Genomic DNA, 25,896 nt, shown 5'->3' on the forward strand with positions numbered 1-25,896 from the left:
GGTTTTTTTTCTCGCGCGTCGCTTACGCGGAGATCAGCGCGTCGATAGCGGCTTTCGCGTCGCTCTGCGCTTTGGTCGCCATTTCCGGGCCGTACGCCACGCCTTCGGCGAAGACGAATTTCACATCGGTCATGCCGATAAAGCCCAGGAACAGGGAAAGGTACGGGGTCACCAGATCGGTCGGGGTATCTTTATGGATGCCGCCGCGGCTGGTCAGTACGATAACGCGTTTGCCCGTCACCAGGCCTTCCGGGCCTTTCTCGGTGTAGCGGAAGGTGACGCCCGCGCGGGCCACCAGGTCAAAGTAGTTTTTCAGCTGGGTCGGGATGTTGAAATTGTACATCGGCGCCGCAATCACAATCACATCGTGCGCGTTCAGCTCAGCAATCAGTTCATCAGACAGCGCCAGCGCGTCCTGTTGACGTGGTGTCAGCGGCGCGTCGGACGGGCGCAGGGCGCCAACCAGCTCGCCATCCAGCACCGGAACCGGGTTCGCGGCGAGATCGCGCACGGTAATTTCATCCGCGCTGTGCTGTTCACGCCACTGGTCAACGAAATAGTCGGAAAGCTGGTTGGACTGGGAGTAACCTGCCAGAATACTGGACTTCAGAACGAGTACTTTGCTCATGGGATGTTCCTTTTTGATTTGGTTGTCAGGGCGGTCGCCCCCGTTGCTTGTCGACAACTCTATTCACAAACCGATGACAGTGATAGCGCAATATATCGAAGTCTATGTTCTAAATTTTTGAACAAGGCGCGCCAGAAAGTGGTGTGGTACTCTACGCTTAACGAAACCCTAAGATTTAACGGGCTGTGCTCAGGCCCTATAACGCAATGATGGAAAAACAAAATATTACGCTCTCCGCCCTGATGGCACGTCTCGATTCGCTGATGCTGCGCGACAGGAGCCGTTTCGCTCGCCGTCTTCACGGGGCGAAAAAGATTAAAAATACTGAATCTCAGCAGGCGCTTTTTACGCAGCTTGTTCAGGAGATAGACGAGGCGGCAGGGAGAGTCCTGCTGCGCGCAGCCGCGCGCCCGGCTATCACCTACCCGGAAAACCTGCCGGTCAGCCAGAAGAAACAGGATATTCTCAACGCGGTGCGCGACCATCAGGTGGTCATCGTGGCTGGTGAAACCGGCTCAGGGAAAACCACCCAGCTGCCAAAAATCTGTATGGAGCTGGGCCGCGGGGTGAAAGGGCTTATCGGCCACACCCAGCCGCGTCGTCTCGCCGCACGCACCGTCGCCAACCGCATCGCCGAAGAGCTGCAAACCGAGCCGGGCGGCTGCGTAGGGTATAAGGTGCGCTTTAGCGATCACGTCAGCGATAATACGATGGTCAAGCTGATGACGGACGGTATTCTGCTGGCGGAAATCCAGCAGGACCGGCTGCTGATGCAGTACGACACTATCATTATCGATGAGGCGCACGAGCGCAGCCTGAACATCGATTTCCTGCTGGGCTACCTGCGCGAGCTGCTGCCAAAACGCCCGGATCTGAAAATCATCATCACCTCGGCGACCATCGATCCCGAGCGTTTTTCGCGCCATTTTAATCACGCGCCGATTATTGAAGTCTCTGGCCGCACCTATCCGGTAGAAGTGCGCTATCGCCCGATAGTGGAGGACGCGGACGACACCGAGCGCGATCAGCTGCAGGCGATTTTCGACGCCGTGGACGAACTGGGCCGCGAAGGGCCGGGCGACATTCTTATCTTTATGAGCGGCGAGCGCGAAATTCGCGATACCGCCGACGGCCTGATGAAGCTCAACCTGCCGCATACCGAAGTGCTGCCGCTCTATGCGCGGCTCTCGAACAGCGAGCAGAACCGGGTGTTCCAGCCGCACGCCGGGCGGCGTATTGTGCTGGCGACTAACGTGGCGGAAACCTCGCTCACGGTGCCGGGCATTAAATATGTTATCGACCCCGGTACGGCGCGCATCAGCCGCTACAGCTATCGCACCAAAGTGCAGCGCCTGCCGATTGAGCCGGTCTCCCAGGCCTCCGCTAACCAGCGTAAAGGCCGCTGCGGTCGCGTCTCGGAAGGCATCTGTATCCGTCTCTATTCTGAGGACGATTTCCTCTCGCGCCCGGAATTTACCGACCCGGAAATTCTGCGCACCAATCTGGCGTCCGTTATTCTGCAAATGACCGCGCTGGGGCTTGGCGATATTGCGGCGTTCCCGTTCGTCGAGGCGCCGGATAAACGCAATATTCAGGATGGCGTCCGTCTGCTTGAAGAGCTGGGCGCGATTACCACGGACGCGCAGGCCTCGGTCTATAAACTGACGCCGCTCGGCCGCCAGCTTTCGCAGTTGCCGGTTGATCCGCGTCTGGCGCGCATGGTGCTGGAGGCGCAAAAGCACGGCTGCGTGCGCGAAGCGATGATTATCACCTCCGCGCTCTCCATTCAGGACCCGCGCGAGCGCCCGCTCGATAAACAGCAGGCGTCTGATGAGAAACACCGCCGCTTCCATGATAAAGAGTCCGATTTCCTGGCGTTCGTGAACCTGTGGAACTACCTTGGCGAGCAGCAGAAGGCGCTGTCATCCAACCAGTTCCGCCGCCTGTGCCGCACCGATTATTTGAACTATCTGCGCGTGCGCGAATGGCAGGATATCTACACCCAATTGCGTCAGGTGGTGAAAGAACTCGGCATTCCGGTTAACAGCGAACCGGCAGGCTATCGCGAAGTACATACCGCGCTGCTCACCGGTTTGCTTTCGCATATCGGGATGAAAGACGCGGATAAACAGGAGTACACCGGCGCGCGCAACGCCCGTTTTTCTATCTTCCCTGGCTCCGGGCTGTTTAAAAAGCCGCCGAAGTGGACGATGGTGGCGGAGCTTGTGGAAACGAGCCGCCTGTGGGGACGCATCGCGGCCCGTATCGATCCGGAGTGGATAGAGCCGGTGGCGGGGCATTTGATTAAGCGCTCATACAGCGAGCCGCACTGGTCGCGCGCGCAGGGCGCGGTGATGGCGAGCGAAAAAGTCACACTCTATGGCCTGCCGATTGTGGCGGCGCGCAGCGTGAACTACAGCCAGATCGATCCGGTGCTCTCCCGCGAGCTGTTTATCCGTCACGCGCTGGTGGAAGGCGACTGGCAGACGCGCCACGCCTTTTTCCGCGAGAATCAGCGGCTTCGCGCCGAAGTGGAGGAGCTTGAGCATAAATCGCGCCGCCGCGACATTCTGGTGGATGACGATACGCTGTTTGAGTTTTACGACCAGCGCATCAGCGTTGACGCGATTTCCGCACGCCACTTCGATAGCTGGTGGAAAAAGGCGAGCCGTGAAACGCCGGATCTGCTTAATTTCGAAAAGAGCATGCTGATTAAAGAAGGCGCGGAGAAGGTCAGCAAACTCGACTATCCGAACTTCTGGCATCAGGGCAACCTGAAGCTGCGCCTGACCTATCAGTTCGAGCCAGGCGGCGACGCCGACGGCGTGACGGTGCATATTCCGCTGCCGCTGTTAAACCAGGTGGAAGAGGCGGGCTTTGAATGGCAGGTGCCGGGCATGCGCCGCGAGCTTGTCATCGCGCTGATCAAATCGCTGCCGAAACCGGTGCGCCGCAATTTCGTGCCCGCGCCGAACTACGCCGAGGCGTTTTTAGGCCGCGCGACGCCGCTGGAATTACCGCTGCTGGATGCGCTGGAGCGCGAGCTGCGCCGTATGACCGGCGTCACCATTGAGCGCGAGGCGTGGCAGGCGGAACAGGTGCCCGATCATCTGAAAATGACCTTCCGCGTGGTGGATGAGAAAGGCCGCAAATTGCGCGAGGGCAAAGATCTCAGCGCGCTGAAAGAAGGGCTCAAGGAAAAAGTGCAGGAAACGCTCTCGGCGGTGGCGGATGACGGCATCGAGCAGAGTGGCCTGCATATCTGGAGCTTCGGCGAGCTGCCTGAGCGCTACGAGCAGAAGCGCGGCGGCTATCAGGTGAAAGCCTTCCCGGCGCTGGTGGATGAGAAAGAGAGCGTCGGCATCCGGCTGTTCGACAACCCGCAGGAGCAGCAGCACGCCATGTGGCGCGGCCTGCGCCGCCTGCTGCTGCTGAACATTCCGTCGCCAATTAAGTATCTGCATGAAAAGCTGCCGAACAAGGCCAAGCTTGGGCTCTACTTCAACCCGTACGGCAAGGTGCTGGATCTGATTGACGACTGCATCTCCTGCGGCGTCGATAAACTTATCGCCGAAAACGGCGGGCCGGTATGGACCGAAGAGGGCTTCGCGCAGCTGCATGAGAAAGTGCGCGCGGAGCTGAACGACACCGTGGTGGATATCGCAAAACAGGTGGAGCAGATCCTGACGGCGGTCTTCAGCATCAACAAGCGGCTGAAAGGGCGCGTGGATATGACGATGGCGCTCGGCCTTTCGGACATCAAAGCCCAGATGAGCGGGCTGGTCTACCGCGGTTTCGTTACCGGCAATGGCTATAAGCGGCTTGGCGACACGCTGCGCTATCTCAATGCGATTGAAAAGCGCCTTGAGAAAATGGCCGTCGACCCGCACCGCGATCGCGCCCAGATGCTGAAAGTGGAAGCGGTACAGCAGGCGTGGCAGCAGTGGCTTAACAAGCTACCGCCCGCGCGCCGCGACGATGACGACGTCCGCGAGATCCGCTGGATGATAGAGGAGCTACGGGTGAGTTATTTCGCCCAGCAGCTCGGCACGCCGTACCCGGTCTCCGATAAGCGCGTCTTGCAGGCGATGGAGCAGGTCAGCGGGTAGGGTGGGTGGTTAAGGTGTGTAGCGCGGGGGGCGGCTTCGCTTACCCACGCTACAACGCCCGCATCAGGCAGTGCTCAGGGCGGGTAAGCGATGCCGCACCCGCCCTGTCACAGTTCACACCTGTCTGCCATGTCAAAACTTCTCCTCCCCGCCAGACCTTTACTACTTCACTACCGCGAGAGTAAACCCGTCCCAGCCTTTGCTGCCGACGGTTTGCAGGGCGGTGGCGCGCAGGCGCGGGTGGTTGCCGAGCATTTCGATAAACGTGCGCACGCCCTGAACGCGTTGGTCGTCGCTGTGCGGGGCGGCAACCGCGCCGTCACGCACCACGTTATCGCCGACAATCACCGTCCCGGTGCGCGACAGCGTTAACGCCCACTCCAGATAGAGCGGGTTGTTCGGCTTATCGGCGTCGATAAATATCAAATCAAACGGCGGCTCATCGGCGTAGAGCGGCAGACTCTCGGCCGCCGGGCCGACGCGCAACTGCACCTTTGGCGTCACGCTGGCGAGCGCGAGATTGGCTGCCGCTACCCCGGCGTGTTCCGCGCTCGCCTCAAGCGTCACAACCAGCCCGTCCTCCGGCAGCGCGCGCGCCAGCCACAGCGTGCTGTAAGCCCCGAGCGTACCGATTTCGAGCACCCGTTTCGCGCCGGTCATCATTACCAGCAGCGCCAGAAACTGTCCTTGTAACGGCGACACCTCATGCGGCGGCAGGCCTGCCAGCCGGTTGTTCTCCAGCACCTGCGCCATCAGCGGATCGTCTGCGATTAGCGCCTGCGCGAGATACTCGTCCACTTCGCTCCACTTTTGCTGCATCGAACCGCTCTCCTGAAAGCGCGCCGCAGGGGCGCGTTATGCTACGGGTGGGTGTTATAAGCAGCATAGTCGGGTTTCTCGCCCGGCGCCGCTGCGCCTGGCCAGCCGCCGCCAAGCGCGCGGTAAAGATCGACCTGCGCCAGCAGCAGATTATTTTTCACCTGTACCACATTAAGCTGGGTGGAGAAGAGCGTGCGCCTGGCGTCCAGCTCGTCAAGATAAGAGGAATAGCCGTTCTGGTAGCGGTTGTGCGCGATGCGCAGCGTCTCCTGCGCCGCCTGCTCCTGAGCCTGTAACTCGGCAAGCTGTTCGCTAAAGCGCTGCACCGCGTCTAAGCTGTCGTTCACCTCCCTGAACGCGTTACGCACTGTGCTCTCATAGCTGTAGAGCGCCTGGTTTTTCTGTGACGTTGTCACGTCTACCTGCGCATTCAGCGCCTCGCGATTAAGCAGCGGTGCCAGCACGCTCGCGCCCACGCTCCAGAGCCGCAGCGGATTGGCGAGCAGTTCCGGCAGCGTATTTTCCTGAAGCGATCCGGAGGCGGTGAGGTTGATCCCCGGCAGCAGGCGCGCGCGGGCAACCGCCAGCTGCGCGTCGCTCGCCACCAGCGTCCGTTCAGCCTGCACGATATCCGGCCTGCGGTTTAACAGCGATGAGGGCAATGGCGACGCAATAGCGAGCGGGCTTAAAGCGTCAAATTCGCCGCCGCGCGCAATCGTACCGGGATTCTGACCGATAAGAATACTGAGCGCGTTCTCCTGCTGGGTTATCTGATGCTGAAGCTGCGGAATTTGCGCGCGCGTGGCGCGCAGTTCAGACTCAGATTGCATCAGCTCCAGCCGCGAACTGTAACCCGTCTCATACTGACGTTTGGCAAGCTTCAGCGCGTCTTCGCGCGCCGCCAGCGTCGAGCGGGTCACCCGCAGTTGTTCGTCGAGCGCCAGGAGCGTGATATAGCCGGACGCCACCTGGGACGCCACGGTCAGGTTGGCGGCGGCGGCCGCGGCTTTCTGCGCCTCAAGGTTCGCCCGGGCCGCGTCGGCGGCGCTGCGGTATTCACCCCAGATATCGACGTTATAGCTCGCGTTCAGGCTGCCTTTATAGAGATCGCCATACACCGGCAGGCCCGTCGCGGCGGACTGCGAACGGCTGCGCCCGGCGCTGAAGCCCGCGTTGAGCGTCGGGAAGCGGTCGCCCAGCGCGGCCTGTACCTGCGCCTGATACTGATTCACCCGCTCGCGCGCCAGCAGCACATCGCTGTTATAACGCAGCGCCTGGTCTACATAGCGGTTAAGGGCGGGGTCATGAAAATTACGCCACCAGAACCCCTCAACTGGCGACGACGGGCCGACGGCGGCGCGCCAGGCGGGCGGAATAATCAGCGAGGGCCGGGCCTGCCCGACGTCTCCTGAATGACAGCCCGCCAGCAGCAGGGCGGCGGTCAACAGCGCGAGTGAACGACGCATCACTTCTCCTCGCTGTGAGTGTCAATAGTGACCTGCACCGACATGCCGGGGCGCAGACGCGCGCGTTTGTCGTCGTCGCCCAGCACTTCGATGCGTACCGGAATACGCTGGGCGATTTTCACAAAGTTGCCGGTGGCGTTATCGGGCGTGATGGCGCTGAACTCCACGCCCGTCGCCGGTGAGATGCTCTGTACGCGGCCTTCGAATTTCTCGTCATTCAGCGCGTCTACGGTAAAGGTGACCGGCTGGCCAGTTTTCACATCGGCAAGCTGCGTCTCTTTGAGGTTGGCGATTATCCAGTTTTGCGGCGGCACCAGCGACGTGAGCCGCGTGCCGGCGGTCACGTAGCCGCCCAGGCGCACTGTTATCTGACCGAGCTGCCCGTCGCGCGGGGAGATAATACGGGTGTTTTGCAGATCGATCTCGGCAAGCTCCAGCGCCGCGCGGGCATTTTCCACATCCGCCTCCAGCGACGCGCGGTTCACAATCACGCTTTGCAGATTCTGGCGCGACACTTCTAGCTGGGCGGCGGCCTGCTCGACGCTGGCGCTGCCCTGAGCGGCGCTGGCGATAGCAGCGTCGCGCTCGCGCACCGACAGCGAGCCGTCCTGCGTCAGCGCCTGCACGCGGCGCAAATCAGCCTGGTTATGCAGGCTCTGGGCGCGGGCGCTGGCGAGCGCGGCTTTATTCTGCGCGATGGTCGCCTCGGCGCTGCGGCGCTGTTGCAGATTATTGGCGAGCGCCGCTTCACGCATCGCAAGCGTCGCCTGCGCCTGATGCACCCGCTGTTTGTAGATGCGGTCATCAATCGTCATCAGCACGTCGCCCTGTTTCACCTTCGCGAAATCCTGCACATTGACGGCGGTGATATAGCCGTTGACCTGCGGACTGATAAATGTCGTCATGCCGCGCACGTAAGCGTTATCGGTGGAGGCTGCGTGCCGGGTGAACGGCGGCAACTGCCAGGCATACATAATCACCAGCAGGCCGACCAGCCCGATGGCGCCGGCGGCAAAAAAGGAGACCACGCGCAGGTTGTTCTTTTCCGGCGTCGCGGGGGTGGGGGCGCCTTGTTGGCTCATCACTACTCCAGAATTATGTCAGTCAAAAAATCGTCAGGTTACTGGCCGCTTTGCATCGCCTGCTTCAGCGCCCGCCGCGCGGCGAGCCGCAGACGGATGAGACGCCAGAAGATCCACAGCAGCGTCGAGGCGGCGATGGCCGCCGTCAGCAGACAGGTATCGTTATAGGCCAGAATATTCGCCTCGGTGGTGGCGACGGTCTGTAACTGCTGCACCGCCTGGGCGTTCAGCAGCGTGGGATCGTTAAGCACATTGCCCCACAACTGGCTGTACTGCGCGAGCCGCTCATTCACCAGCGGGCTTAACGTTGAGAGCTGATCGGCAAGCAGGCTGGAGTGATATTTCTCCCGCCAGGTCTGGAAGGTGCCGAGCAGCGCCGAGCCGATAAGCCCGCCGAGGTTCTGACTCATGCCAAACAGCACCGAAAAGCTCACCAGGTTTCGCGGGTCGGCGATAACGCCGCCGATGCCCGCGAGCATTGCCGGGGCGAGAAAAAATGCGCTGCCGAAACCGAGCAGAAACTGGCTTATCAGCATCTGATCGGCGCGGGTCTGGCTGGTGGCCTGGCTGTCCATCAGCGAGGCGATGATCATCAGCGCCAGCGATACCATAATCGGCCAGACGGTTTTCTGCGGGTTGATGGTGAGCGCGCTGGTGACGATGCCGCATATCACGCCCGCCAGGATCGCCAGCGCCAGATGGGTCATCTGTTCATTCTGCAACCCGACATACTGCAGCCAGCCGATAGCGCCGGTGTTTTGCTCCGCCAGCACAATGCGGATCAGCACCATAATGAGCCCAAGCCGCACGATGCTGCCGCTGGAGAGCCAGCGGGTGTTGAGCAACGGGTTATTGCGGTTATGTTCAAAAGCGATAGCCGCCACGATAAGCACCAGCGATGCGCCGAGCGCCCAGCCTATCCACGGTGCTTCAAACCACCAGTCGAGCCGCCCGAGCGACAGCGCGCCGCACAGCAGCGCCATGCCCGGCGCCAGCAGACAAAACGTAATAAAGTCTTTTTTCTCAAAAACCTTACGGCGGTCGCCCGGCGGCAGTTTCAGCGCCACCACGCAGGCGAGCGAGATCATCGCCAGCCCCAGCTCGAAGAGATAGAGCCCGCGCCATTCGTCAAGCTCCAGCAGTTCCGTTGAAAAAAGACGGGCGATGGGGATCGCGAGCTGTGAGCCGGTGATGCCGATAGTCAGCGCCTTCAGACGGTGTTTCGCAGGCCAGGCCTGGATCTGGTAATAGATGCCAAGCGAACTTAACGCCGCGCCCACCATGCCGTGGGCGGCGCGCACCATCATCGCCGTGTTGATATCGTTTACGAAGAGGTGGAAAAACGTCACCAGCACATACAGCACCAGAAACCCTTCGGTGAAGGCGCGCAGCCCGTATTGCTGGCGAAACTTCACCAGCAGCAAATTGATGGAGACGTTGGTCATCACATAGACCGCCGGCAGCCAGGCGATTTCGGTTGACCAGGCGGCGAACGTGCCCTGCAAATTTTGCAGATTGGCGGTCACCATCGCGTTGCTGAGTGCGCCGGTCAGACAGACCAGCAGCCCGACGATGCCATAGGCGATGCGCTTATAGGGCGGATGATGCGGCGTCGACGGCGAGCCGAGCAGCATGGGTTTTTCATGGGGCGCCCACTCGCGCGGCGCGTAAGGGTCCTGTTTCACCGATCGCATTACTGTTTTTCAATTTCCTGCAACAAACGGTCCAGCACGCGACGCGTTACGGCCAGTTCTTCGGGGGAATAGTGGAAAGGATAGTCTCCCTGAGACCATCCGCTTCGACTTTCACTTTTTCATACAGCGCCTGGCCCCGGGCGGTGGCGACCAGCAGCCGCTTGCGACGATCGCCTGGCGGCGTGACGCGCTCAATGAGCTGCTGCGCGACCAGACGATTCAACAGCGGCACCAGCGTGGCGCTCTCGACGCCCAGCTGCTGGGCCAGTTCGCCCTGCGACAGCGGCGTGTCGTGGCGCGCGATAGCGGCGACGGCCACCCAGCTCGCCTGGCTCATGCCGAGGTTTTTCAGGCGACGGTCTACCGCGAGCCGCCAGTGGTGGGCGGTCATCCACAAAAGATGTGAGAAAGACAGGTCGCGTGTATCCACTGAGGTATCCATTTCGTTAGTGCTCTAACTATTTTAGAACCCGCTATTTTAATAATTCAAGTGAATGTAAATTTATCTTTGAATAATTGTATGAATGGATTGAGGCGCGTTGTCTGAAATCGCGTGGGGCATATCACCGCTGCGCTATGCTGTTGATGCGGTCTGATGCCGCATGACTGAGAGAAAAAGATGCCTGATTATCTGATTGAACCGAGCGACCCGACACACCCGGACGCCATTCCCTTGCTGGCCGCGCTCTCCGAGACGCTGGCGGCGCTCACCGGCAGCTCTGGCCGCCAGTCGTTTGATAATGAAGATGTGCGCGTCGAGGGCGCGACGTTTTTGCTGGCGCGTAATGCCGACGGCGCAGCCATCGGCTGCGTGGCGTGCCGGCCACTCAGGCCTGGCGTCGCCGAAATTAAACGTCTGTTTGCGCTGCCTGATAACCCCGGCGCGGGCAGCCAGCTCTTAAGCGCGGCGGAGCACTTCGCCCGCGAATTCGGCTACCAGCAGGCGTGGCTTGAAACCCGCCGCACCAACCCGCGCGCGGTGGAGTTTTACCTGCGGCGCGGCTACCAGATTATCGACAACTACGGGCGCTACGTAGGCCAGGAAGACGCGGTCTGTTTCGCAAGACCGTTGCAGGAAGAGGCGCCGCCGCATGCTGAGCGGCCTTAATCATCTGACGCTCGCGGTGCGTGATGTAGCGCGAAGCGTCGCGTTTTACCATACATTGCTGGGGCTTCGGCTGCATGCCGTCTGGGACGGCGGGGCGTATCTCTCCTGCGGTGAGCTGTGGCTCTGCTTATCGCTTGACGACGCGGCAGGCACGCCGCCTGCGGATTACACCCATTACGCGTTTAGCGTCAGCGAGGCGGATTTTCCCCGGCTGGTGGATAAGCTCACCCTCGCGGGCGTGCAGACCTGGAAAACCAACCGCAGCGAAGGTGACTCCTGGTATTTCCTCGACCCGGACGGGCACCCGCTCGAACTGCATGTCGGCAGCCTCGCCACCCGGCTGGCCGCCTGTCGCGCGCGGCCGTACCGGGGAATGCGATTTTTTGACTGATCAGCGCGGCGTGGTTTCGCCTGCCACAGGCGTCTCACGACGATGGAGGCGGCTGGCGCACAGGATAGCGAGAAGCGAAATCGCGACCGTGACCGCCAGATACCAGGCGACAGGCGTCCAGTCGCCGCCGGAATGGGCCAGCAGGCCTGTGGCGATAAGCGGCGCAGTGCCGCCGGCGAGCGCGGCGCCCAGCTGATAACCGAGCGTGATGCCGGTATAGCGCACCCGCGCGTGAAAAATCTCCGAACAGAGGGTGCCGAGCACCGCTGTGATGGGCGCCCACAGCACGCCGAACGCGATAACGGTCGCCAGCATGATCCCCCAGGTGGTGCCGGTGTCGAGCAGCATAAACCACGGCACGATAAACGCGCCCAGCAGCATTACGCTCACCGCATACATCCGCTTGCGGCCAATTTTGTCCGACAGCAGCCCCATGAGCGGGATCAGTATCGTCGCCACCAGCGCCGCCAGCGTCACCGATTCCAGCGCCTGGGATTTCTCATAGGCAAGCGTCGTGGTGGCATAGCTCACCACGAAAGTGGAGAAGATATAAAAGGGCGCGGTCTCCACGACTTTTAACCCGGCGGCGATCAGCACTTCGCGCCAGTGATGGCGAACCGTCACGCGCAGCGGCGTTTTGCTGAGCTGTCCGGTGCGCTTCGCCTGCTGAAAATCAGGCGTTTCATCAATCCCACGGCGGATCCATAACCCCAGCAGCACCAGCACCGCGCTCAGCAGAAACGGAATGCGCCAGCCCCAGGCGAGAAATTGCGCTTCGCTAAACAGCGTCATCAGCGAGACGATAAACGTTGCCATCAGCATGCCGATGGTCACACCCGCCTGCGGGATGCTGCCGAAAAACCCTTTGCGTTTTTCGGGCGCGTATTCGTAAGCAAGCAGTAACGCGCCGCCCCATTCACCGCCAATGCCCATGCCCTGGATAATGCGCATCAGGATAAGCAGCACCGGCGCCCAGATCCCTATCGTTTCGTAAGTGGGCAGCAGACCAATCATTACCGTCGCGCCGCCCATCAGCGAGAGCGTCAGCACCAGCGTTTTCTTGCGCCCGATACGGTCGCCGATATGCGCGAAAAACATGCCGCCAATGGGACGGATAAAAAAGGTCAGCGAAAAGGAGAGCCAGGAGAGAATAAGCCCGATCACCGGGTCAACCATCGGGAAAAAGATCTTGTTAAACACCAGCGCGGCGGCGGTGCCGTAGAGAAAATAGTCGAACCATTCAATAGCGCTGCCGGTGAGGCTCGCGATAAGCACTTTTCGGTTCTTTTTGAGGATAGCGATACTGCTGTCGTGTGTCGTCATTAGAGTAAAACCCTCGCACGTGGAATGGTGGTGCAAGGCGCTACCTGGCGCGCGACAGGTGCAACCCTGAACGGTAAAAAAGGTTGTCAAAGTGTTAAGCAAATTATGTTTGGCCAGGGCGTTTGGCAAGTGACTGGTCGCGCCAGTGGCGTAAAAACAGCCATTTCGACCAGGCGTAAAACCTTAAATAACGCTGGTTTGCCGCAGATTATTATTTGGGATGGGGAATCAGTCAGAATGGGAAACAGGTGCAACCCGACGATTTTCAGCAAATTCGATTTATTTCAAATTTGTAACATTTGGCGGTCTGCGGCGCAGGAGGCGCAGGCAGATTAGGAGCTCTCCGGTAGGGGCGACATGCTCCGGCCGGTAGGCTGAATACTGGCTCTTGATAAGGAGGTAACCATGAACATGATGCCTTTTCCTCTGCTGGCGGAAGGCACGCTGCAGCGCGTTAACCTCATCGGCGGGTGGCTGGCCCGTAACGATTTTACTGCCGCGCCCGGTGCCGGCGACGCCCAGCTTATCGTGCTTGCGGGCAATGCGGTGTTGCCGACCGTCGACGCCGCCGCGCAGCTTGCCAAAGAGAGCGGGTTGCCGCTGCTTATCACCGGCGGGCTGGGCCATTCAACCACGTTCCTCTACGCCGCCGTGGCGCAGCACCCGCGCTATAACCGGCTGCGCACCACCGGGCTTACCGAAGCGGGCATTCTGGCCCGCATCGCCCGCGAGTTCCATGAGGTGCCGGAAGCGCAGCTTATCCTTGAGGAGAAATCCACGAACTGCGGCGAGAACGCCAGCTTCACCCGTACGCTGCTGGAGACACGCGGCGAGCTGCCCGCGCGGGCGGTGCTGATTCAGGATCCGACCATGCAGCGGCGCACCCATGCCACGTTCACCCGCGCCTGGCGCGACGCGCCATCAGCGCCCCAGTGGCTGAGCTACCCGGCGGTGCAGCCGGTGCTGGAAAACGGCGCGCGGGCGGTGCAGTTTCGCGAACCCTCGGAAGGGCTCTGGCCGGTGGAGCGTTATCTGTCGCTGGTGCTGGGTGAGATCCCACGCCTGCGCAACGATGCGAACGGCTACGGCCCGGCGGGACGCGACTTTATCGACGCGGTGGCTATCCCGCCTGAGGTGCTGGACGCCTGGCAGGCGCTGCACGATGAGCCGCAGCTCACCAGCTTTTTACGTCATCGTTCGCTTGCCTGAGCGCGTCGGGCTGCCCGTTTGCGCCATAAACCGCGCAAACGGGCAGCGGCGTGTTGCGCTTTTGTTATTTTTTGCGCCTCTCTTCGCCGCTTTTCCCGAGCTGCCTCACAGTTTCAGCTAAAACGCTTCGTCAGACGTCCTGTTGTTCGTAGTTTTTTAACAAACCATTCACCTGTTAAAAACATCAATGCGACAGCAGGAGTCAACGATGACAGCATCCGTACAACACCCGATGTATATCGACGGTCAGTTCGTTCAGTGGCAGGGCGACGCGTGGATCGATGTGGTCAACCCCGCCACGGAAGCGGTGCTCTCCCGTATTCCGGACGGCACGGCGGATGACGCCCGCCGCGCCATTGACGCCGCCGCCCGCGCGCAGGACGCCTGGGAGGCGCTGCCGGCGATTGAGCGCGCAGGCTGGCTGCGTAAAATCGCCGCCGGCATTCGCGCCAAAGCGGCGGAAATCAGCGCGCTGATTGTCGCGGAAGGCGGCAAAACGCAGCAGCTCGCTGACGTGGAGGTCAGCTTCACTGCCGATTACATCGACTATATGGCCGAGTGGGCGCGCCGCTATGAGGGCGAAATCCTGCAAAGCGATCGTCCGGGCGAAAACATTCTGGTGTTTAAACGTGCGCTTGGCGTCACCACCGGCATTCTGCCGTGGAACTTCCCGTTCTTTCTGATCGCCCGCAAAATGGCGCCCGCGCTGCTTACCGGCAACACCATTGTCATTAAACCAAGCGAGTTCACGCCGAATAACGCCATCGCTTTTGCGCAGATCGTCCATGAGGTGGGCCTGCCGGCAGGCGTCTTTAACCTGGTGCTCGGGCGCGGCGAAACCGTTGGTCAGGAGCTTGCGGGCAACCCGAAAGTGGCGCTGGTAAGCATGACCGGCAGCGTCGGAGCGGGGGAGAAAATCATGACGGCGGCGGCCAGAAACATTACAAAAGTCTGCCTGGAGCTTGGCGGCAAAGCGCCTGCCATCGTTATGGATGACGCCGATCTTTCGCTCGCCGTAAAAGCGATTGTCGATTCGCGGGTCATTAATACCGGGCAGGTCTGTAACTGCGCCGAGCGCGTCTATGTGCAGAAGGGCATCTATGACCGTTTTGTGAGCCAGCTTGGCGAGGCGCTGAGCGCGGTGAAATTCGGCGATCCGGCGGCGCGCAACGATATCGCGATGGGGCCGCTGATTAACGGCGCGGCGCTTGAGCGCGTGAAAGAAAAAGTGGCGCGCGCAGTCAGTGAGGGCGCAACGGTAGCGCTCGGCGGCAAGCCGGTCGAGGGTAAAGGCTATTTCTACCCGCCGACGCTGCTGGTGGATGTGCGCCAGGAGATGAGCATCATGCACGAGGAGACATTCGGGCCGGTGCTTCCGGTTGTCACCTTCGATACGCTGGAAGAGGCCATCGCGATGGCGAACGACAGCGATTATGGTCTGACATCGTCGATTTACACCACCTCGCTTGCGACCGCCATGAAGGCGATTAAGGGCCTGAAATTCGGCGAAACCTACATCAACCGCGAAAACTTCGAGGCGATGCAGGGGTTCCACGCGGGCTGGCGTAAATCCGGCATCGGCGGGGCCGACGGCAAACATGGGCTGCATGAATATCTGCAAACCCAGGTCGTCTATCTGCAAAGCTAACGTTTCCGGGCCGCCTGCGGGCGGCCCGCTGCATTATTGTTTACTCTCGATCCAGTTCATCAGAAGTTCCGGCCAGACCTGCGCGGGCAGCCCCAGGGCGTCGCGAATGCCGAAACCGTGCTTGCCCTCTTCGAACAGATGCATCTCCACCGGCACGCCCTGCGCGCGCAGCGCGTTAAACATCAGCAGGCTGTTTTCCACTTTCACCGCCGGGTCGTCCACCGCATGCAGTAAAAAGGCGGGCGGGGTTTCGGCGGTCACGGCCTGTTCCGGCGAATAGCGGTGGATGGCGCTTTCATCCGGGCGCGTGCCGATGAGTTCCTGTCGGGAGCCGGGGTGCGCTACGGGCTCCTCCATCGTCATCACCGGATAGACCAGCCCCATAAATGCCGGACGGGCGCTCCAGGCGTCGATGTCATCAAGCGGCGCGTAGACGGCATCGTTCCAGCGGGTGCCGAGGCTTGCAGCGGCGTGGCCGCCTGCGGAGAACCCCAGCACGCCGATTTTTTCCGGGTCGAGCCGCCAGCGTGCCGCCTGGGCGCGGATAAGCCGCATGGCGCGCTGCACATCCGAAAGCGGCGCGTCGGCCCCTTCGGCGTGGCCATCGCCCGGCAGCCGGTAGGTCATCACAAACAGCGTATAGCCGCGGTCGTTAAACGCCGGCGACAGCGCGCTGCCTTCTTTATCGAGCACCACGCGGCGGTAAGAGCCGCCTGGCGTCACCAGCAGCCCGATGCCGTTTGGCTCGCGCGGCGGGTAGACCACGATGCGCGGCGCGCGCACGCCCCTGACGGCGCGGTCGAGTTCGCTCTCGCCGGTCTGGCGCTCTTCAAGGGTAAACACCGCCTGGCTTTCGTGCGCGCCTGGCGCCTCCTCCTGCGGCCAGACGGCCAGTTCCTGGGCGCGCGCCACCGCCTCGCGCATACGGGTTAGCAGAACGTCGCGGGCGTGATGATCCGGCTTCATGCTCTCTCCTTGCTGTCATTATTCAGTGGGCCTGTGAAAACGAATGAATTTTTCATCTTCAGCCGTTATCCTGGTCTTTTCGTTGCGTTTAATCAGGATAGTCTTATGCGCAGTAAATACACGTCGTTGCAAATCACGCTTCACTGGCTGGTGTTTATTCTGGTGGTGATGGCTTACGCGGCCATGGAGTTACGGGGGATGGTGCCGCGAAGCGTCGGGCGGCTGTTTATCTGGACGCACTTCAGTTGCGGCATCGCGATTCTGGTGCTGATGGTCACACGCCTGCTGGTGCGGCTTAAATACCCGGCGCCGCCCATCGTGCCGAAACCGCGCGCGATGTATATCGGGCTTTCCCATCTTGTGCATCTGATTATCTACCTGATGTTTATCGGCCTGCCGCTGCTCGGCATTGTCGCCAAATATTATGGCGGCGGCGAATGGTTCGCCTTTGGCATCAGCATGCCGGTGGCTTCCGAGCCCAACGAAGATCGCGAAATGGAACTGCGCGCCATTCATGCGTTTATCGCCAATCTCAGCTACGTTGTGATTGGGCTACACGCGGCGGCGGCACTGCTGCACCACTATTTCTGGCGGGACAACACGCTGCTGCGCATGATGCCGGGCAAGCGCGGGTAATCAACCTGTTTAGTCGAGCGCCCAAACTGTGAGCCATTCAGCTTTTTGCGCGATTCTGCGCGGCGCAGCTCACATTTTGTGCGCCCCACGGTGGGCGGTCTTGCGGGCGCGGCTTATAGATCTATATCTATTATAGAAACACGCTCGCGCTGTGATTCGCAGCGCCAGCCAGGAGAGGCGTCATGACGCAGTCGGTACAACGTGAAGTGACAGGGGCAGCCGCCGTGGATGACCAGGCGCAGCTGGCGCGTAAATTACGCAAGGTATTGCTGGCGACCGGCGTCGGGCATTTTGTCGAATGGTTTGATTTCGGGCTGTACGGCACGCTCGCTGCGATTATCGGCATGCAGTTTTTCCAGACCGGCGACCCGGCGGCGGCGCTGTTGTCGTCGTTCGCGGTGTTCGGCGCGGGGTTTGTGATGCGCCCGCTTGGCGGGCTGTATTTCGGCTCGCTCGGCGATCGCATCGGTCGCAAACGGGTGCTGGCGACGGTCATTTTGCTCACCTCTGGCGCGACCTTCATTATGGGCCTGCTGCCCACCTATCATCAGATTGGCCTGCTGGCCCCGACGCTGCTGGTGCTCACCCGCCTGGTTCAGGGCTTCGCGGCGGGCGGCGAGACCTCCGGCGCGACCACATTCCTTGCCGAATACGCGCCGGTACACCAGCGCGGCTACTTTACCTGCTGGATAGATAACTTCGGTTTTATGGCGTTTGTGGCGGGCTCCGGGCTTGTGTTTCTGCTTACCGCCGGGCTTGGCGAAACGGCGATGAACGACTGGGGCTGGCGCATTCCGTTTCTGATTGCCGGGCCGCTCGGCTGGGTGGGGCTTTATCTGCGCACGCATCTTGAGGATACGCCGGAATTCCAGGCGGCGGTGAAAGCGGGCACGACCGAGGCCGCGCCGCTGCGCAGTACGCTCAAAAGCGCCCGCGGCGCGCTGCTGTTTTGTGTCGGGTTTGTGGTGATTAAAGCGGTGGGGCACTGGATGCTGCAAACCTTTATGCCGGGCTATCTCATCACCCAGATGCGCTTTAGCAAACTCGACGCCTACGCCATTACCACCATCGGCCTGTTCGGCATCGCGGTGATGGTGCCGTTTATGGGCTGGCTCTCCGACCGCTACGGTCGTCGTCCGTTGATGCTGGCGGGCTGCGGCGGCTTTATCCTCTTTACCTACCCGGCGATGATGGTGATGGCCAACGGCGATATGCTTTCCGCCGTGCTGGCGATGCTGCTGCTGGGCGCGTTTATCGCCGCCTTTGACGGAGCCTGCAGCGCGGCGATGGCCGAACTGTTTCCGACCAGCGTGCGCTACGGCGGGCTGTCGGTCGCCTATAACCTCTCGGTCGCCTTTTTCGGCGGTATCACGCCGTGGTTCTCGGCGTTTCTCATCGCCTCGACCGGCAATCTTTTCTCGCCCGCGTTTTATGTCATGGGGGCTGCGCTGATTACGTTTATTACCGTCATGCGCGCGAAAGAAACCGCCGGGCTGCCGCTGCGGCGTTAAACGCCCGGCGGCGGTTCATTCGTGAAAATACGGGAGATCCACAGGCCAGGCGTTTCTGATGCTCTGGAGCTGGCAGTGGACAAACTGCGCCTCCCGGGCGTACCAGAAGCCAAAAGATTGCGTCATCTGGTCATAAATCATGCGATCCAGATTAGCGAACTGAAAAATCACCAGGCTGCCTCTCTTCATATGACCGCCGCCGGTTTCAAACTCGTCGTTGCCCCAGGCTTCCTGCGTGTGCTCATAGCGATGCAGGATCACCTCAATGCTGCCTCTGCCTGGGCAGCGCAGCATCAGCACGCTGTTATCAAAAGCGAAGGCATACGCGAGGCGGGGGATAAGCGCGAGTACAACCACTAACAAAAACGTTTTCATAACCATCCTGTTTTTTACAGAGTGGCCGTTATGACACGCTGTAAATCTGACGGCATTGAGATATATCATGCTGCTAGTTTGGTTGAGGGTTATATATACATCTGGTGAATGTTTTTAAGTCAGGGTGGATCTTCCTTGTCGAGACACAGGGTAAATGGGCGGCATAAATGACAGCAGAAACCCCTCAGTGCTCGATCACATTCACAATTTCGTCGCTCCGCTTTGGATGAAATTTGATCGCCATATGACGTTATGGCTCACCAAAGGAGTTCAGGCATGGATAATTATCACATCACCAAAGACGGCGATAAGTGGAAATTGCAGAAAGAAATACCAGGCCCAGTAAAACGGCAGATACCAAAGCAGAAATGATCAGGCAGATGCAGGAATTTATGTCTGATAAAACAGGGTCAGTTAAAATTCACACAACGGATGGTAAAATTCAGGAGGAGAGAACTTATCAGCGTAAAGATGATCCTGAATCTTCTCAAGGTTAACCCGACAGAGCCGCCTTACTGGCGGCTTTTTGGTTAAAAGTATTGCACCTGTTTTTTCATGTAACCTGACCACAAAAAAATGATGTGGGCTTTAAATGATCACTTCACTTGCATTTAATAAGCTGCAAAAAAAAGTAAAGCAATAGGGTGCTGACTACCACCCCTGTACAGGTGAAAACATATAAAATGAAATCCATTACGTTTTCGTCACCATAGCATCCCATAAACTCAGCAAAGGCGTACTGAGTCTCTGCTGGTATGAAAGCATAAAAGCTTTTAATGAAGATGAAAAGGGTAACCACCCATGCAACGATAATTAATAGATATTTCATCAATAAACCTGTATTACACCATGCGCTATAAGATAATTGCCCACATACTGCCCAGAGGTTCTGAGAATAGCTTTAGCCAGTATATCAAAATCTTGCTGGCTATAAAGGGTAATGCACCCTTTACTTAGCCCGCTGGGGCCTATAGGGTGTAAACGAAACATCCCACGTTGTACGTCATTAATGAATGTGCTGTCATCGATTTTGCCATCATCACGATACAAAGCAAACCATGTACTACGATCTGAGCCGGTAAAAAATGCATTGGCTTTATCTCTTGCCTGAGCAAACGCTCCGCCTCTGCCTCGTAAAACAATATAATAACGCCCGCAGGGTAAGGGGCCGATGTCTTTTAGCATTGTTTTATCAGCGAGGTTAATAGCTGAACCACTACCTGAAAATGCTGAAAAAAATCCAACGCCAGGGCATGAAAGCGTTCCATAGTTTTTTCCATTCAGGCGAAATGTGCACCGCAGTAAATCCATTACTGTCACTCCATGTGAGTAATTAAGTTATGATTTGGTGATATATTGAGGTTTAATAAGGTGTTGCGTCGATTTATAAATTACAGGAATGTGTCACGTAATGACTACCTGTAATCAATTTTAGAGGTCTAAAATGACGCCTTAAGGCATTTGGTTTTTGACATATTGTGCCTGGAGAAAATAAAAGCCAGGCGTTCCATTATGAATTGCGATGTTATTAAGCTAGCCAGTTAATATGTTTTTATTCTTTTGCCACTATTGTTTTACATTAACATTTATGCAGCTAAATTTGCTGTTTACAGATGACTTCATGCTCGTATACCATACTCCCCTATAGTATCAATGAGGCCACAACCATGCCGCATTCTCCTGAGGATAAAAAACGCATTCTGACGCGCGTGCGCCGCATTCGCGGGCAGGCGGAGGCGCTGGAGCGCGCGCTTGAGGCGGGCGAGCCCTGTATCGCCATTTTGCAGCAAATCGCCGCGGTGCGCGGCGCCGCCAACGGCCTGATGGGCGAGATGGTGGAAATCCACTTAAAAGATGAGCTGGTCAGCGGCGATACCACGCCCGAACAGCGCGCGCAGCGGATGGCGGAAATCGGCCAGCTTCTGCGTGCTTATCTAAAATAACTATGACGACTCACTACAACGGAAGGACATTATGAAATCACGTGCAGCAGTCGCATTTGGTCCCGGCAAGCCGCTGGAGATCGTAGAAATTGACGTCGCGCCGCCGAAAAAGGGCGAAGTGCTGGTCAAAATCACCCATACCGGCGTCTGCCATACCGATGCGTTCACGCTCTCCGGCGACGATCCGGAAGGCGTGTTTCCGGCGGTGCTCGGTCATGAAGGCGGCGGCGTGGTCGTGGAAGTGGGCGAGGGCGTCACCAGCCTGAAGCCGGGCGACCATGTGATCCCGCTGTATACCGCCGAATGCGGCGAGTGTAAGTTCTGTAAATCGGGCAAAACCAACCTCTGCCAGGCGGTGCGCGCCACCCAGGGCAAAGGCCTGATGCCGGACGGCACCACCCGTTTCTCTTATAACGGCGAGCCGGTTTATCACTACATGGGCACCAGCACCTTCTCTGAATACACCGTGGTCGCCGAGATTTCGCTGGCGAAAGTGAACCCGCAGGCGCCGCTTGATAAAGTTTGCCTGCTGGGCTGCGGCGTCACCACCGGCATCGGTGCGGTGCATAACACCGCGAAGGTGAAAGAGGGCGATACGGTTGCCGTGTTCGGTCTCGGCGGTATTGGTCTTGCGGTTATTCAGGGTGCCGTTCAGGCGAAAGCCGGTCGCATTCTCGCGGTCGACACCAACCCGGAGAAATTTAAGCTGGCGGGCGAAATGGGCGCCACGGATTTCGTTAACCCGAACGATTACGATAAGCCCATTCAGGACGTTATCGTCGAGATGACCGATGGCGGCGTCGACTTCAGCTTCGAGTGCATCGGCAACGTCAACGTGATGCGCGCAGCCCTGGAATGCTGCCATAAAGGCTGGGGTGAAAGCGTTATCATCGGCGTCGCGGGCGCGGGCCAGGAAATTAAAACCCGTCCGTTCCAGCTGGTGACAGGCCGCGTGTGGCGCGGGTCAGCGTTCGGCGGCGTGAAAGGGCGCACCCAGTTGCCGGGCATGGTGGAAGATGCGATGGCGGGCAAAATTCGCCTCGATCCGTTCATCACGCACCGCCTGCCGCTTGAGCAGATCAACGAAGCGTTTGACCTGATGCATGAAGGTAAATCGATTCGTACCGTCATCCATTTCGGGGATAAATAACCTTATCCGCCAGCGGGTTAGCTACCGCTGGCGTTTTCACTTCCCCGCCCTTTAGCCCCTCTTTTCGAATCTGTGAGCCAGGTATCGCTTTTCAGGGTAAGCGTTTACGCAAAAATGCCGATGTCTTAAAGGCAAGACTATTTTTGCATCTTACCCAAAGGGAAATCGTGGCCATGAATAAAACAACAACCCGTGATTCCGGGGCGCTAAGCTTCTGGCATCACATTCGGCTTGTCCCGCTGTTCTCTGTCATTCTGGGAGGGATTCTGGTGTTGTTCGCCCTGTGCGGCGGGCTGGCAGGATACTTCCTTATGCAAGGCGACAGCGCGCTTAATAACGTAACGCAGGAAATTCAAATCCGCAGTGGGCTTGCGGATAGCGCTAACCAGCTTCGTACGGCGCGAATCAATATGATCCACGCGGGCGCTGCCAGCCGTGTGGCGGAGATGGACGCGATGAAGCGCAACATCGCGGACGCCGAAAAAGCAATAGCCCAGGCAGACCAGGGCTATAAGCAGTATGTGAACCGCGAGTCGCACGGCGCGTCGGAAGAGGCGCTCGACAGCGAGCTGAAAGCCCGTTACGACGCCTACGTGAGCGGCCTCGCGCCGATGCTTAAATATGCCAAAAACGGCATGTTCGAAGCGATTATCGAGCATGAAAATGAAACGGCCCGCAAGCTTGACGATGACTACAACCAGGTGCTGTCGAAAGCGCTGGCGAGCCGCACCGATCGCGTCGAGCAATTGCGAAGCGACGCCAGTAGCCGCACCCACGTCAGCCTGATGGTGATGGTCGCCGCGTTTGCCGTAGCGCTGGTCATGACGCTCCTCACCTTCGTGGTGCTGCGCCGCGTGGTGATAGTCCCGCTGCAACATGCCGCGACGCGCATTGAAACCATCGCCAGCGGCGATCTGACGCTGCCGGAAGAGGCGACAGGGCGCAGTGAAATCGGCCGCCTGAGCCAGCATCTGCAAATGATGCAGTACTCGCTTGTGAAAACCGTCAGCGCGGTGCGCGAAGGCGCGCAGGCCATTTATCAGGGCACCAGCGAAATCTCCGCGGGCAATACCGATCTCTCCTCTCGCACCGAGCAACAGGCCGCTGCGCTGGAGCAGACCGCCGCGAGCATGGAGCAGTTAACCGCCACCGTGAAACAGAACGCCGACAACGCCCACCATGCCAGCAAACTGGCGCAGGACGCCTCCGGCAAAGCCACCACCGGCGGGCAGATTGTCTCCGGCGTGGTCACGACAATGGGCAACATCTCCAGCAGCTCGAAGAAAATTTCTGAAATCACCGCCGTGATAAACAGTATCGCTTTCCAGACGAATATCCTGGCGCTCAACGCCGCGGTGGAAGCCGCGCGCGCCGGTGAGCAGGGCCGCGGCTTCGCGGTGGTCGCAAGCGAAGTGCGCACGCTCGCCAGCCGCAGCGCCCAGGCGGCGAAAGAGATTGAGGGGCTTATCAGCGAGTCGGTGGCGCTTATCGATCGCGGCTCCAGCGAAGTGGTTAACGCTGGCGATACCATGAAAGGTATCGTCGAGGCGGTGAAACGCCTGACCGACATTATGCTGGAGATCGCTGCCGCCTCTGACGAACAGCGTCAGGGCATTGAGCAGGTGGCGCAGGCTATCGCCGAAATGGACAACGTGACGCAGCAGAACGCCTCGCTGGTGGAAGAGGCCTCAGCGGCGGCGGTATCGCTTGAAGAGCAGGCCGGACGTCTGACCCAGGCGGTCGGCACTTTCCGCTTAAGCGGCGCGGCGCCTGCCCGTAAAAACGAACCGCAATCCCCGGCGGCGCAGCCGCTGGCGCCCGTCGTTCCGCGCGCGGCGCTCGCGAAAAGCGAACACTGGGAAACCTTCTGATCCATCAAGGGCAGCGCAGCCTGCCCATCGCTCTACTCTTAGCCTGACCTTTGGCCGCTCCCGTGAGCGGCTTTTTTTTGGCGCATCGTTTTCGGAATATGCTGTATCACTTTTCGCGTTTGCCGCCTGGCTTATTTTTCCATTCCTTGTCCATGCTTAAAGGGCTTTACTTTTCACAACCCTAATGGAGGCAAGAGATGCAGATCAAAACCGCTCAGGATCTTTTTGTACATTTACTTTCAGACACCTATAGCGCAGAGAAACAGCTGACCCGCGCTCTGCCGAAGCTGGCGCGCGCCTCTTCTGATGAAAAGCTGGCCGCGGCATTCCGCGCTCACCTTGAGGAAACCCGGGGCCAGATTGAGCGTATCGACCAGGTGGTTGAAAGCGTGCCTGAGCTTAAACTGCGCCGCATCAAATGCGTGGCGATGGAAGGGCTGATTGAAGAAGGCCAGGAAGTGATTGACGAGATTGAACAGGGCCCGGTACGCGATGCAGGTCTTATCGCCGCCGCGCAGAAAGTGGAGCACTATGAAATCGCCGCCTACGGCACGCTCTGCACCCTGGCGGAACAGTTAGGCTATAAAGACGCGAAAAAACTGCTGGCGGCGACGCTTGAGGAGGAGAAATCCACCGACGGCAAGCTGACCACTATCGCCGAAACCGCCATCAACGCGAAAGCGTCCAAAGCGGCATAATCCCGATCGTCCTGTGCTTTCATGACCGCATGAAAGCAGAGCACACGCGCAACCCCCGGCTCGCCGGGGGTTTTTTATGCCTGGCGTTTATGCCCGCATCTGAAAAGCAAAAGGAAAGGGCGCCGCAGCGCCCTCATGTTGTTGCCCGCCTTTACGCGGTTTCGTCGCCCAGGAACGGGTAGTCGGTGTAGCCGGTCGCGCCTTCGGCGTAGATGGTCGCGTCGTTAAGCGGGTTATATGGCCCGTCCTGGCGAAAACGCGCCACTAAGTCCGGGTTGGCAATGTAGAGTTTGCCGAACGCGGCTGCGTCCGCTTCGCCGCTGGCAATCACCGCCTCGGCGCTCTCTTTGGTCAGCCCCTCGTTGGCAATCCATGCGCCGCTGAATTTATGACGAATTTGCGGGCCGACGCGGTTCGGCGTGTCCAGCGCCTCGCGCGAGAAGACAAACGCCAGACGGCGCGCGTTCAGTTGTTCCAGCACGTAGCCAAACATCGCCACCGGGTCGGAGTCGTGCATTGAATAGGAGTTGGACATTAAATTCAGGTGCACCCCGACGCGGTCGGCAGGCCACTCGGTCAGCAGCGCATCCACGGTTTCCAGCAGAAAACGGGCGCGGTTTTCAATGCTGCCGCCGTATTGATCGGTGCGCTGGTTGGAGCCGTCATGCAGGAACTGATCGAACAGATAGCCGTTCGCCGCGTGAATTTCCACCGCGTCGAAGCCCGCGCGCTTGGCGTTGATCGCCGCCCGGCGGAAATCTTCCACAATGCCTGGGATCTCATGGGTTTCCAGCGCGCGCGGCGTTTCGTAAGGGCGCTTCGGGCGCACGGTGGTAACGTGGCCTTCCGGCGCGATAGCGCTCGGCGCGACCGGCTTTTCGCCGTTGAGAAACACCGGGTCGGAAACGCGGCCTACGTGCCAGAGCTGCAATACCATTTTGCCGCCCGCCTGATGCACCGCATCGACGATTTCCCGCCACGCGCCAACCTGATTCTCTGACCAGATCCCCGGCGTGTTCGGGTAACCGACGCCCTGCGGTGTGACCGAGGTCGCTTCAGTGAAGATAAGCCCTGCGCTGGCGCGCTGGGTGTAGTACGTCTTGACGATTTCCCCCGGCGTGCGATCGTTCACCGCGCGCATGCGCGTCAGCGGCGCCATCACGACGCGATTTTTTAACTCCAGCGCGCCAATGTTTACCGGTTCTAACAGCGTTGACATAACAGAACTCCCGTCAGGATAAAGGCGTATCTGTCATTTAAACGATATCA

At 59.3% G+C, this 25,896-nt stretch carries 23 protein-coding genes and 1 pseudogene; 13 read left to right on the forward strand and 11 right to left on the reverse strand.

What is annotated here, in order from left to right; genetic code table 11:
- Positions 1-22 precede the first annotated feature (22 nt).
- Positions 23-628 (reverse strand): FMN-dependent NADH-azoreductase, encoded by a 606-nt coding sequence (gene azoR, locus BJP61_RS10940; RefSeq protein WP_038862770.1) that lies wholly within the window; start codon positions 626-628, stop codon positions 23-25.
- Between the two features lie 206 nt (positions 629-834).
- Here azoR and hrpA point away from each other — a divergent pair, with 206 nt between their 5' ends.
- On the forward strand, positions 835-4,737 hold the full coding sequence (gene hrpA / locus BJP61_RS10945; protein ID WP_171998320.1) for an ATP-dependent RNA helicase HrpA: 3,903 nt from the start codon (positions 835-837) through the stop codon (positions 4,735-4,737).
- A 162-nt stretch (positions 4,738-4,899) separates the two neighbouring features.
- On the opposite strand, the gene BJP61_RS10950 is transcribed toward hrpA, so the two are convergent.
- From BJP61_RS10950 to BJP61_RS10970, 5 genes and pseudogenes are all read right to left on the reverse strand, one after another.
- The gene (locus tag BJP61_RS10950) at positions 4,900-5,556 is read right to left on the reverse strand and encodes an O-methyltransferase (RefSeq protein ID WP_171998321.1); all 657 of its coding nucleotides are present in this window, start codon (positions 5,554-5,556) and stop codon (positions 4,900-4,902) included.
- Between the two features lie 41 nt (positions 5,557-5,597).
- Positions 5,598-7,022 carry an efflux transporter outer membrane subunit gene (locus BJP61_RS10955; protein ID WP_171998322.1) on the reverse strand — a complete coding sequence of 475 codons (1,425 nt, stop codon included), beginning with the start codon at positions 7,020-7,022 and terminating at the stop codon, positions 5,598-5,600.
- Positions 7,022-8,104 carry an HlyD family secretion protein gene (locus tag BJP61_RS10960; protein ID WP_171998323.1) on the reverse strand — a complete coding sequence of 361 codons (1,083 nt, stop codon included), beginning with the start codon at positions 8,102-8,104 and terminating at the stop codon, positions 7,022-7,024. Before BJP61_RS10960 ends, BJP61_RS10955 begins: the two co-directional genes overlap by 1 nt.
- A gap of 38 nt (positions 8,105-8,142) precedes the next feature.
- Positions 8,143-9,798: an MFS transporter gene (locus BJP61_RS10965; RefSeq protein WP_038862780.1), complete on the reverse strand. Its 1,656-nt coding sequence runs from the start codon at positions 9,796-9,798 to the stop codon at positions 8,143-8,145.
- Positions 9,798-10,228: pseudogene (locus tag BJP61_RS10970) on the reverse strand (MarR family transcriptional regulator). Before BJP61_RS10970 ends, BJP61_RS10965 begins: the two are co-directional and overlap by 1 nt.
- Before the next feature lie 189 nt (positions 10,229-10,417).
- Between BJP61_RS10970 and BJP61_RS10975 the strand changes: the two are divergent.
- Positions 10,418-10,906, forward strand: a complete 489-nt coding sequence (locus tag BJP61_RS10975; RefSeq protein ID WP_171998324.1) for a GNAT family N-acetyltransferase — start codon at positions 10,418-10,420, stop codon at positions 10,904-10,906.
- A complete protein-coding gene (gene fos, locus BJP61_RS10980) occupies positions 10,890-11,297 on the forward strand; it encodes a FosA family fosfomycin resistance glutathione transferase (RefSeq protein WP_171998325.1) in 408 nt (135 codons plus the stop codon). The genes BJP61_RS10975 and fos overlap by 17 nt, the downstream gene beginning before the upstream one ends.
- Here fos and BJP61_RS10985 read toward each other — a convergent pair whose 3' ends face one another.
- The gene (locus BJP61_RS10985) at positions 11,298-12,620 is read right to left on the reverse strand and encodes an MFS transporter (protein ID WP_171998326.1); all 1,323 of its coding nucleotides are present in this window, start codon (positions 12,618-12,620) and stop codon (positions 11,298-11,300) included.
- Between the two features lie 30 nt (positions 12,621-12,650).
- Between BJP61_RS10985 and BJP61_RS10990 the strand changes: the two genes are divergently transcribed.
- The 3 genes from BJP61_RS10990 (at position 12,651) to aldA (ending at position 15,477) form a co-directional block, all read left to right on the forward strand.
- Positions 12,651-12,956, forward strand: coding sequence for a hypothetical protein (locus BJP61_RS10990; protein ID WP_171998327.1), 306 nt, complete (start codon positions 12,651-12,653; stop codon positions 12,954-12,956).
- A gap of 69 nt (positions 12,957-13,025) precedes the next feature.
- The gene (locus BJP61_RS10995; protein WP_038862788.1) at positions 13,026-13,829 is read left to right on the forward strand and encodes a YdcF family protein; all 804 of its coding nucleotides are present in this window, start codon (positions 13,026-13,028) and stop codon (positions 13,827-13,829) included.
- 208 nt (positions 13,830-14,037) lie between these two features.
- Positions 14,038-15,477 (forward strand): aldehyde dehydrogenase, encoded by a 1,440-nt coding sequence (gene aldA / locus BJP61_RS11000; RefSeq protein WP_075193188.1) that lies wholly within the window; start codon positions 14,038-14,040, stop codon positions 15,475-15,477.
- A gap of 33 nt (positions 15,478-15,510) precedes the next feature.
- Here aldA and BJP61_RS11005 read toward each other — a convergent pair whose 3' ends face one another.
- The gene (locus BJP61_RS11005; protein ID WP_171998328.1) at positions 15,511-16,443 is read right to left on the reverse strand and encodes an alpha/beta hydrolase; all 933 of its coding nucleotides are present in this window, start codon (positions 16,441-16,443) and stop codon (positions 15,511-15,513) included.
- A 105-nt stretch (positions 16,444-16,548) separates the two neighbouring features.
- Between BJP61_RS11005 and cybB the strand changes: the two genes are divergently transcribed.
- Together cybB and BJP61_RS11015 are read left to right on the forward strand one after the other, a co-directional pair.
- Positions 16,549-17,079 (forward strand): cytochrome b561, encoded by a 531-nt coding sequence (gene cybB / locus BJP61_RS11010; protein ID WP_161580283.1) that lies wholly within the window; start codon positions 16,549-16,551, stop codon positions 17,077-17,079.
- Between the two features lie 182 nt (positions 17,080-17,261).
- Positions 17,262-18,590 carry an MFS transporter gene (locus BJP61_RS11015; protein ID WP_171998329.1) on the forward strand — a complete coding sequence of 443 codons (1,329 nt, stop codon included), beginning with the start codon at positions 17,262-17,264 and terminating at the stop codon, positions 18,588-18,590.
- Between the two features lie 15 nt (positions 18,591-18,605).
- On the opposite strand, the gene BJP61_RS11020 is transcribed toward BJP61_RS11015, so the two are convergent.
- On the reverse strand, positions 18,606-18,965 hold the full coding sequence (locus BJP61_RS11020) for a hypothetical protein (protein ID WP_075193184.1): 360 nt from the start codon (positions 18,963-18,965) through the stop codon (positions 18,606-18,608).
- A gap of 311 nt (positions 18,966-19,276) precedes the next feature.
- Between BJP61_RS11020 and BJP61_RS11025 the strand changes: the two genes are divergently transcribed.
- Complete coding sequence (locus tag BJP61_RS11025) at positions 19,277-19,462, forward strand: DUF2188 domain-containing protein (RefSeq protein ID WP_255485076.1); 186 nt, start codon at positions 19,277-19,279, stop codon at positions 19,460-19,462.
- A 331-nt stretch (positions 19,463-19,793) separates the two neighbouring features.
- Here BJP61_RS11025 and BJP61_RS11030 read toward each other — a convergent pair whose 3' ends face one another.
- Positions 19,794-20,276 (reverse strand): DUF2778 domain-containing protein, encoded by a 483-nt coding sequence (locus BJP61_RS11030; protein WP_071603682.1) that lies wholly within the window; start codon positions 20,274-20,276, stop codon positions 19,794-19,796.
- A gap of 356 nt (positions 20,277-20,632) precedes the next feature.
- On the opposite strand from BJP61_RS11030, the gene BJP61_RS11035 reads away from it, so the two are divergent.
- The 4 genes from BJP61_RS11035 to BJP61_RS11050 all read left to right on the forward strand — a co-directional run bounded on the left by BJP61_RS11035 (position 20,633) and on the right by BJP61_RS11050 (position 24,627).
- Complete coding sequence (locus BJP61_RS11035) at positions 20,633-20,908, forward strand: metal/formaldehyde-sensitive transcriptional repressor (protein WP_038862827.1); 276 nt, start codon at positions 20,633-20,635, stop codon at positions 20,906-20,908.
- A gap of 31 nt (positions 20,909-20,939) precedes the next feature.
- The gene (locus BJP61_RS11040; protein ID WP_038862828.1) at positions 20,940-22,058 is read left to right on the forward strand and encodes an S-(hydroxymethyl)glutathione dehydrogenase/class III alcohol dehydrogenase; all 1,119 of its coding nucleotides are present in this window, start codon (positions 20,940-20,942) and stop codon (positions 22,056-22,058) included.
- A gap of 173 nt (positions 22,059-22,231) precedes the next feature.
- Positions 22,232-23,929 (forward strand): methyl-accepting chemotaxis protein, encoded by a 1,698-nt coding sequence (locus BJP61_RS11045; RefSeq protein ID WP_171998330.1) that lies wholly within the window; start codon positions 22,232-22,234, stop codon positions 23,927-23,929.
- 197 nt (positions 23,930-24,126) lie between these two features.
- Positions 24,127-24,627, forward strand: a complete 501-nt coding sequence (locus BJP61_RS11050; protein ID WP_007726297.1) for a ferritin-like domain-containing protein — start codon at positions 24,127-24,129, stop codon at positions 24,625-24,627.
- Positions 24,628-24,778: 151 nt separating this feature from the next.
- Here BJP61_RS11050 and BJP61_RS11055 read toward each other — a convergent pair whose 3' ends face one another.
- The gene (locus BJP61_RS11055) at positions 24,779-25,846 is read right to left on the reverse strand and encodes an alkene reductase (protein WP_038862833.1); all 1,068 of its coding nucleotides are present in this window, start codon (positions 25,844-25,846) and stop codon (positions 24,779-24,781) included.
- Positions 25,847-25,896: the final 50 nt, after the last annotated feature.

Source organism: Cronobacter sp. JZ38, from assembly GCF_008932145.1.
GTDB lineage: Bacteria > Pseudomonadota > Gammaproteobacteria > Enterobacterales > Enterobacteriaceae > Cronobacter > Cronobacter muytjensii.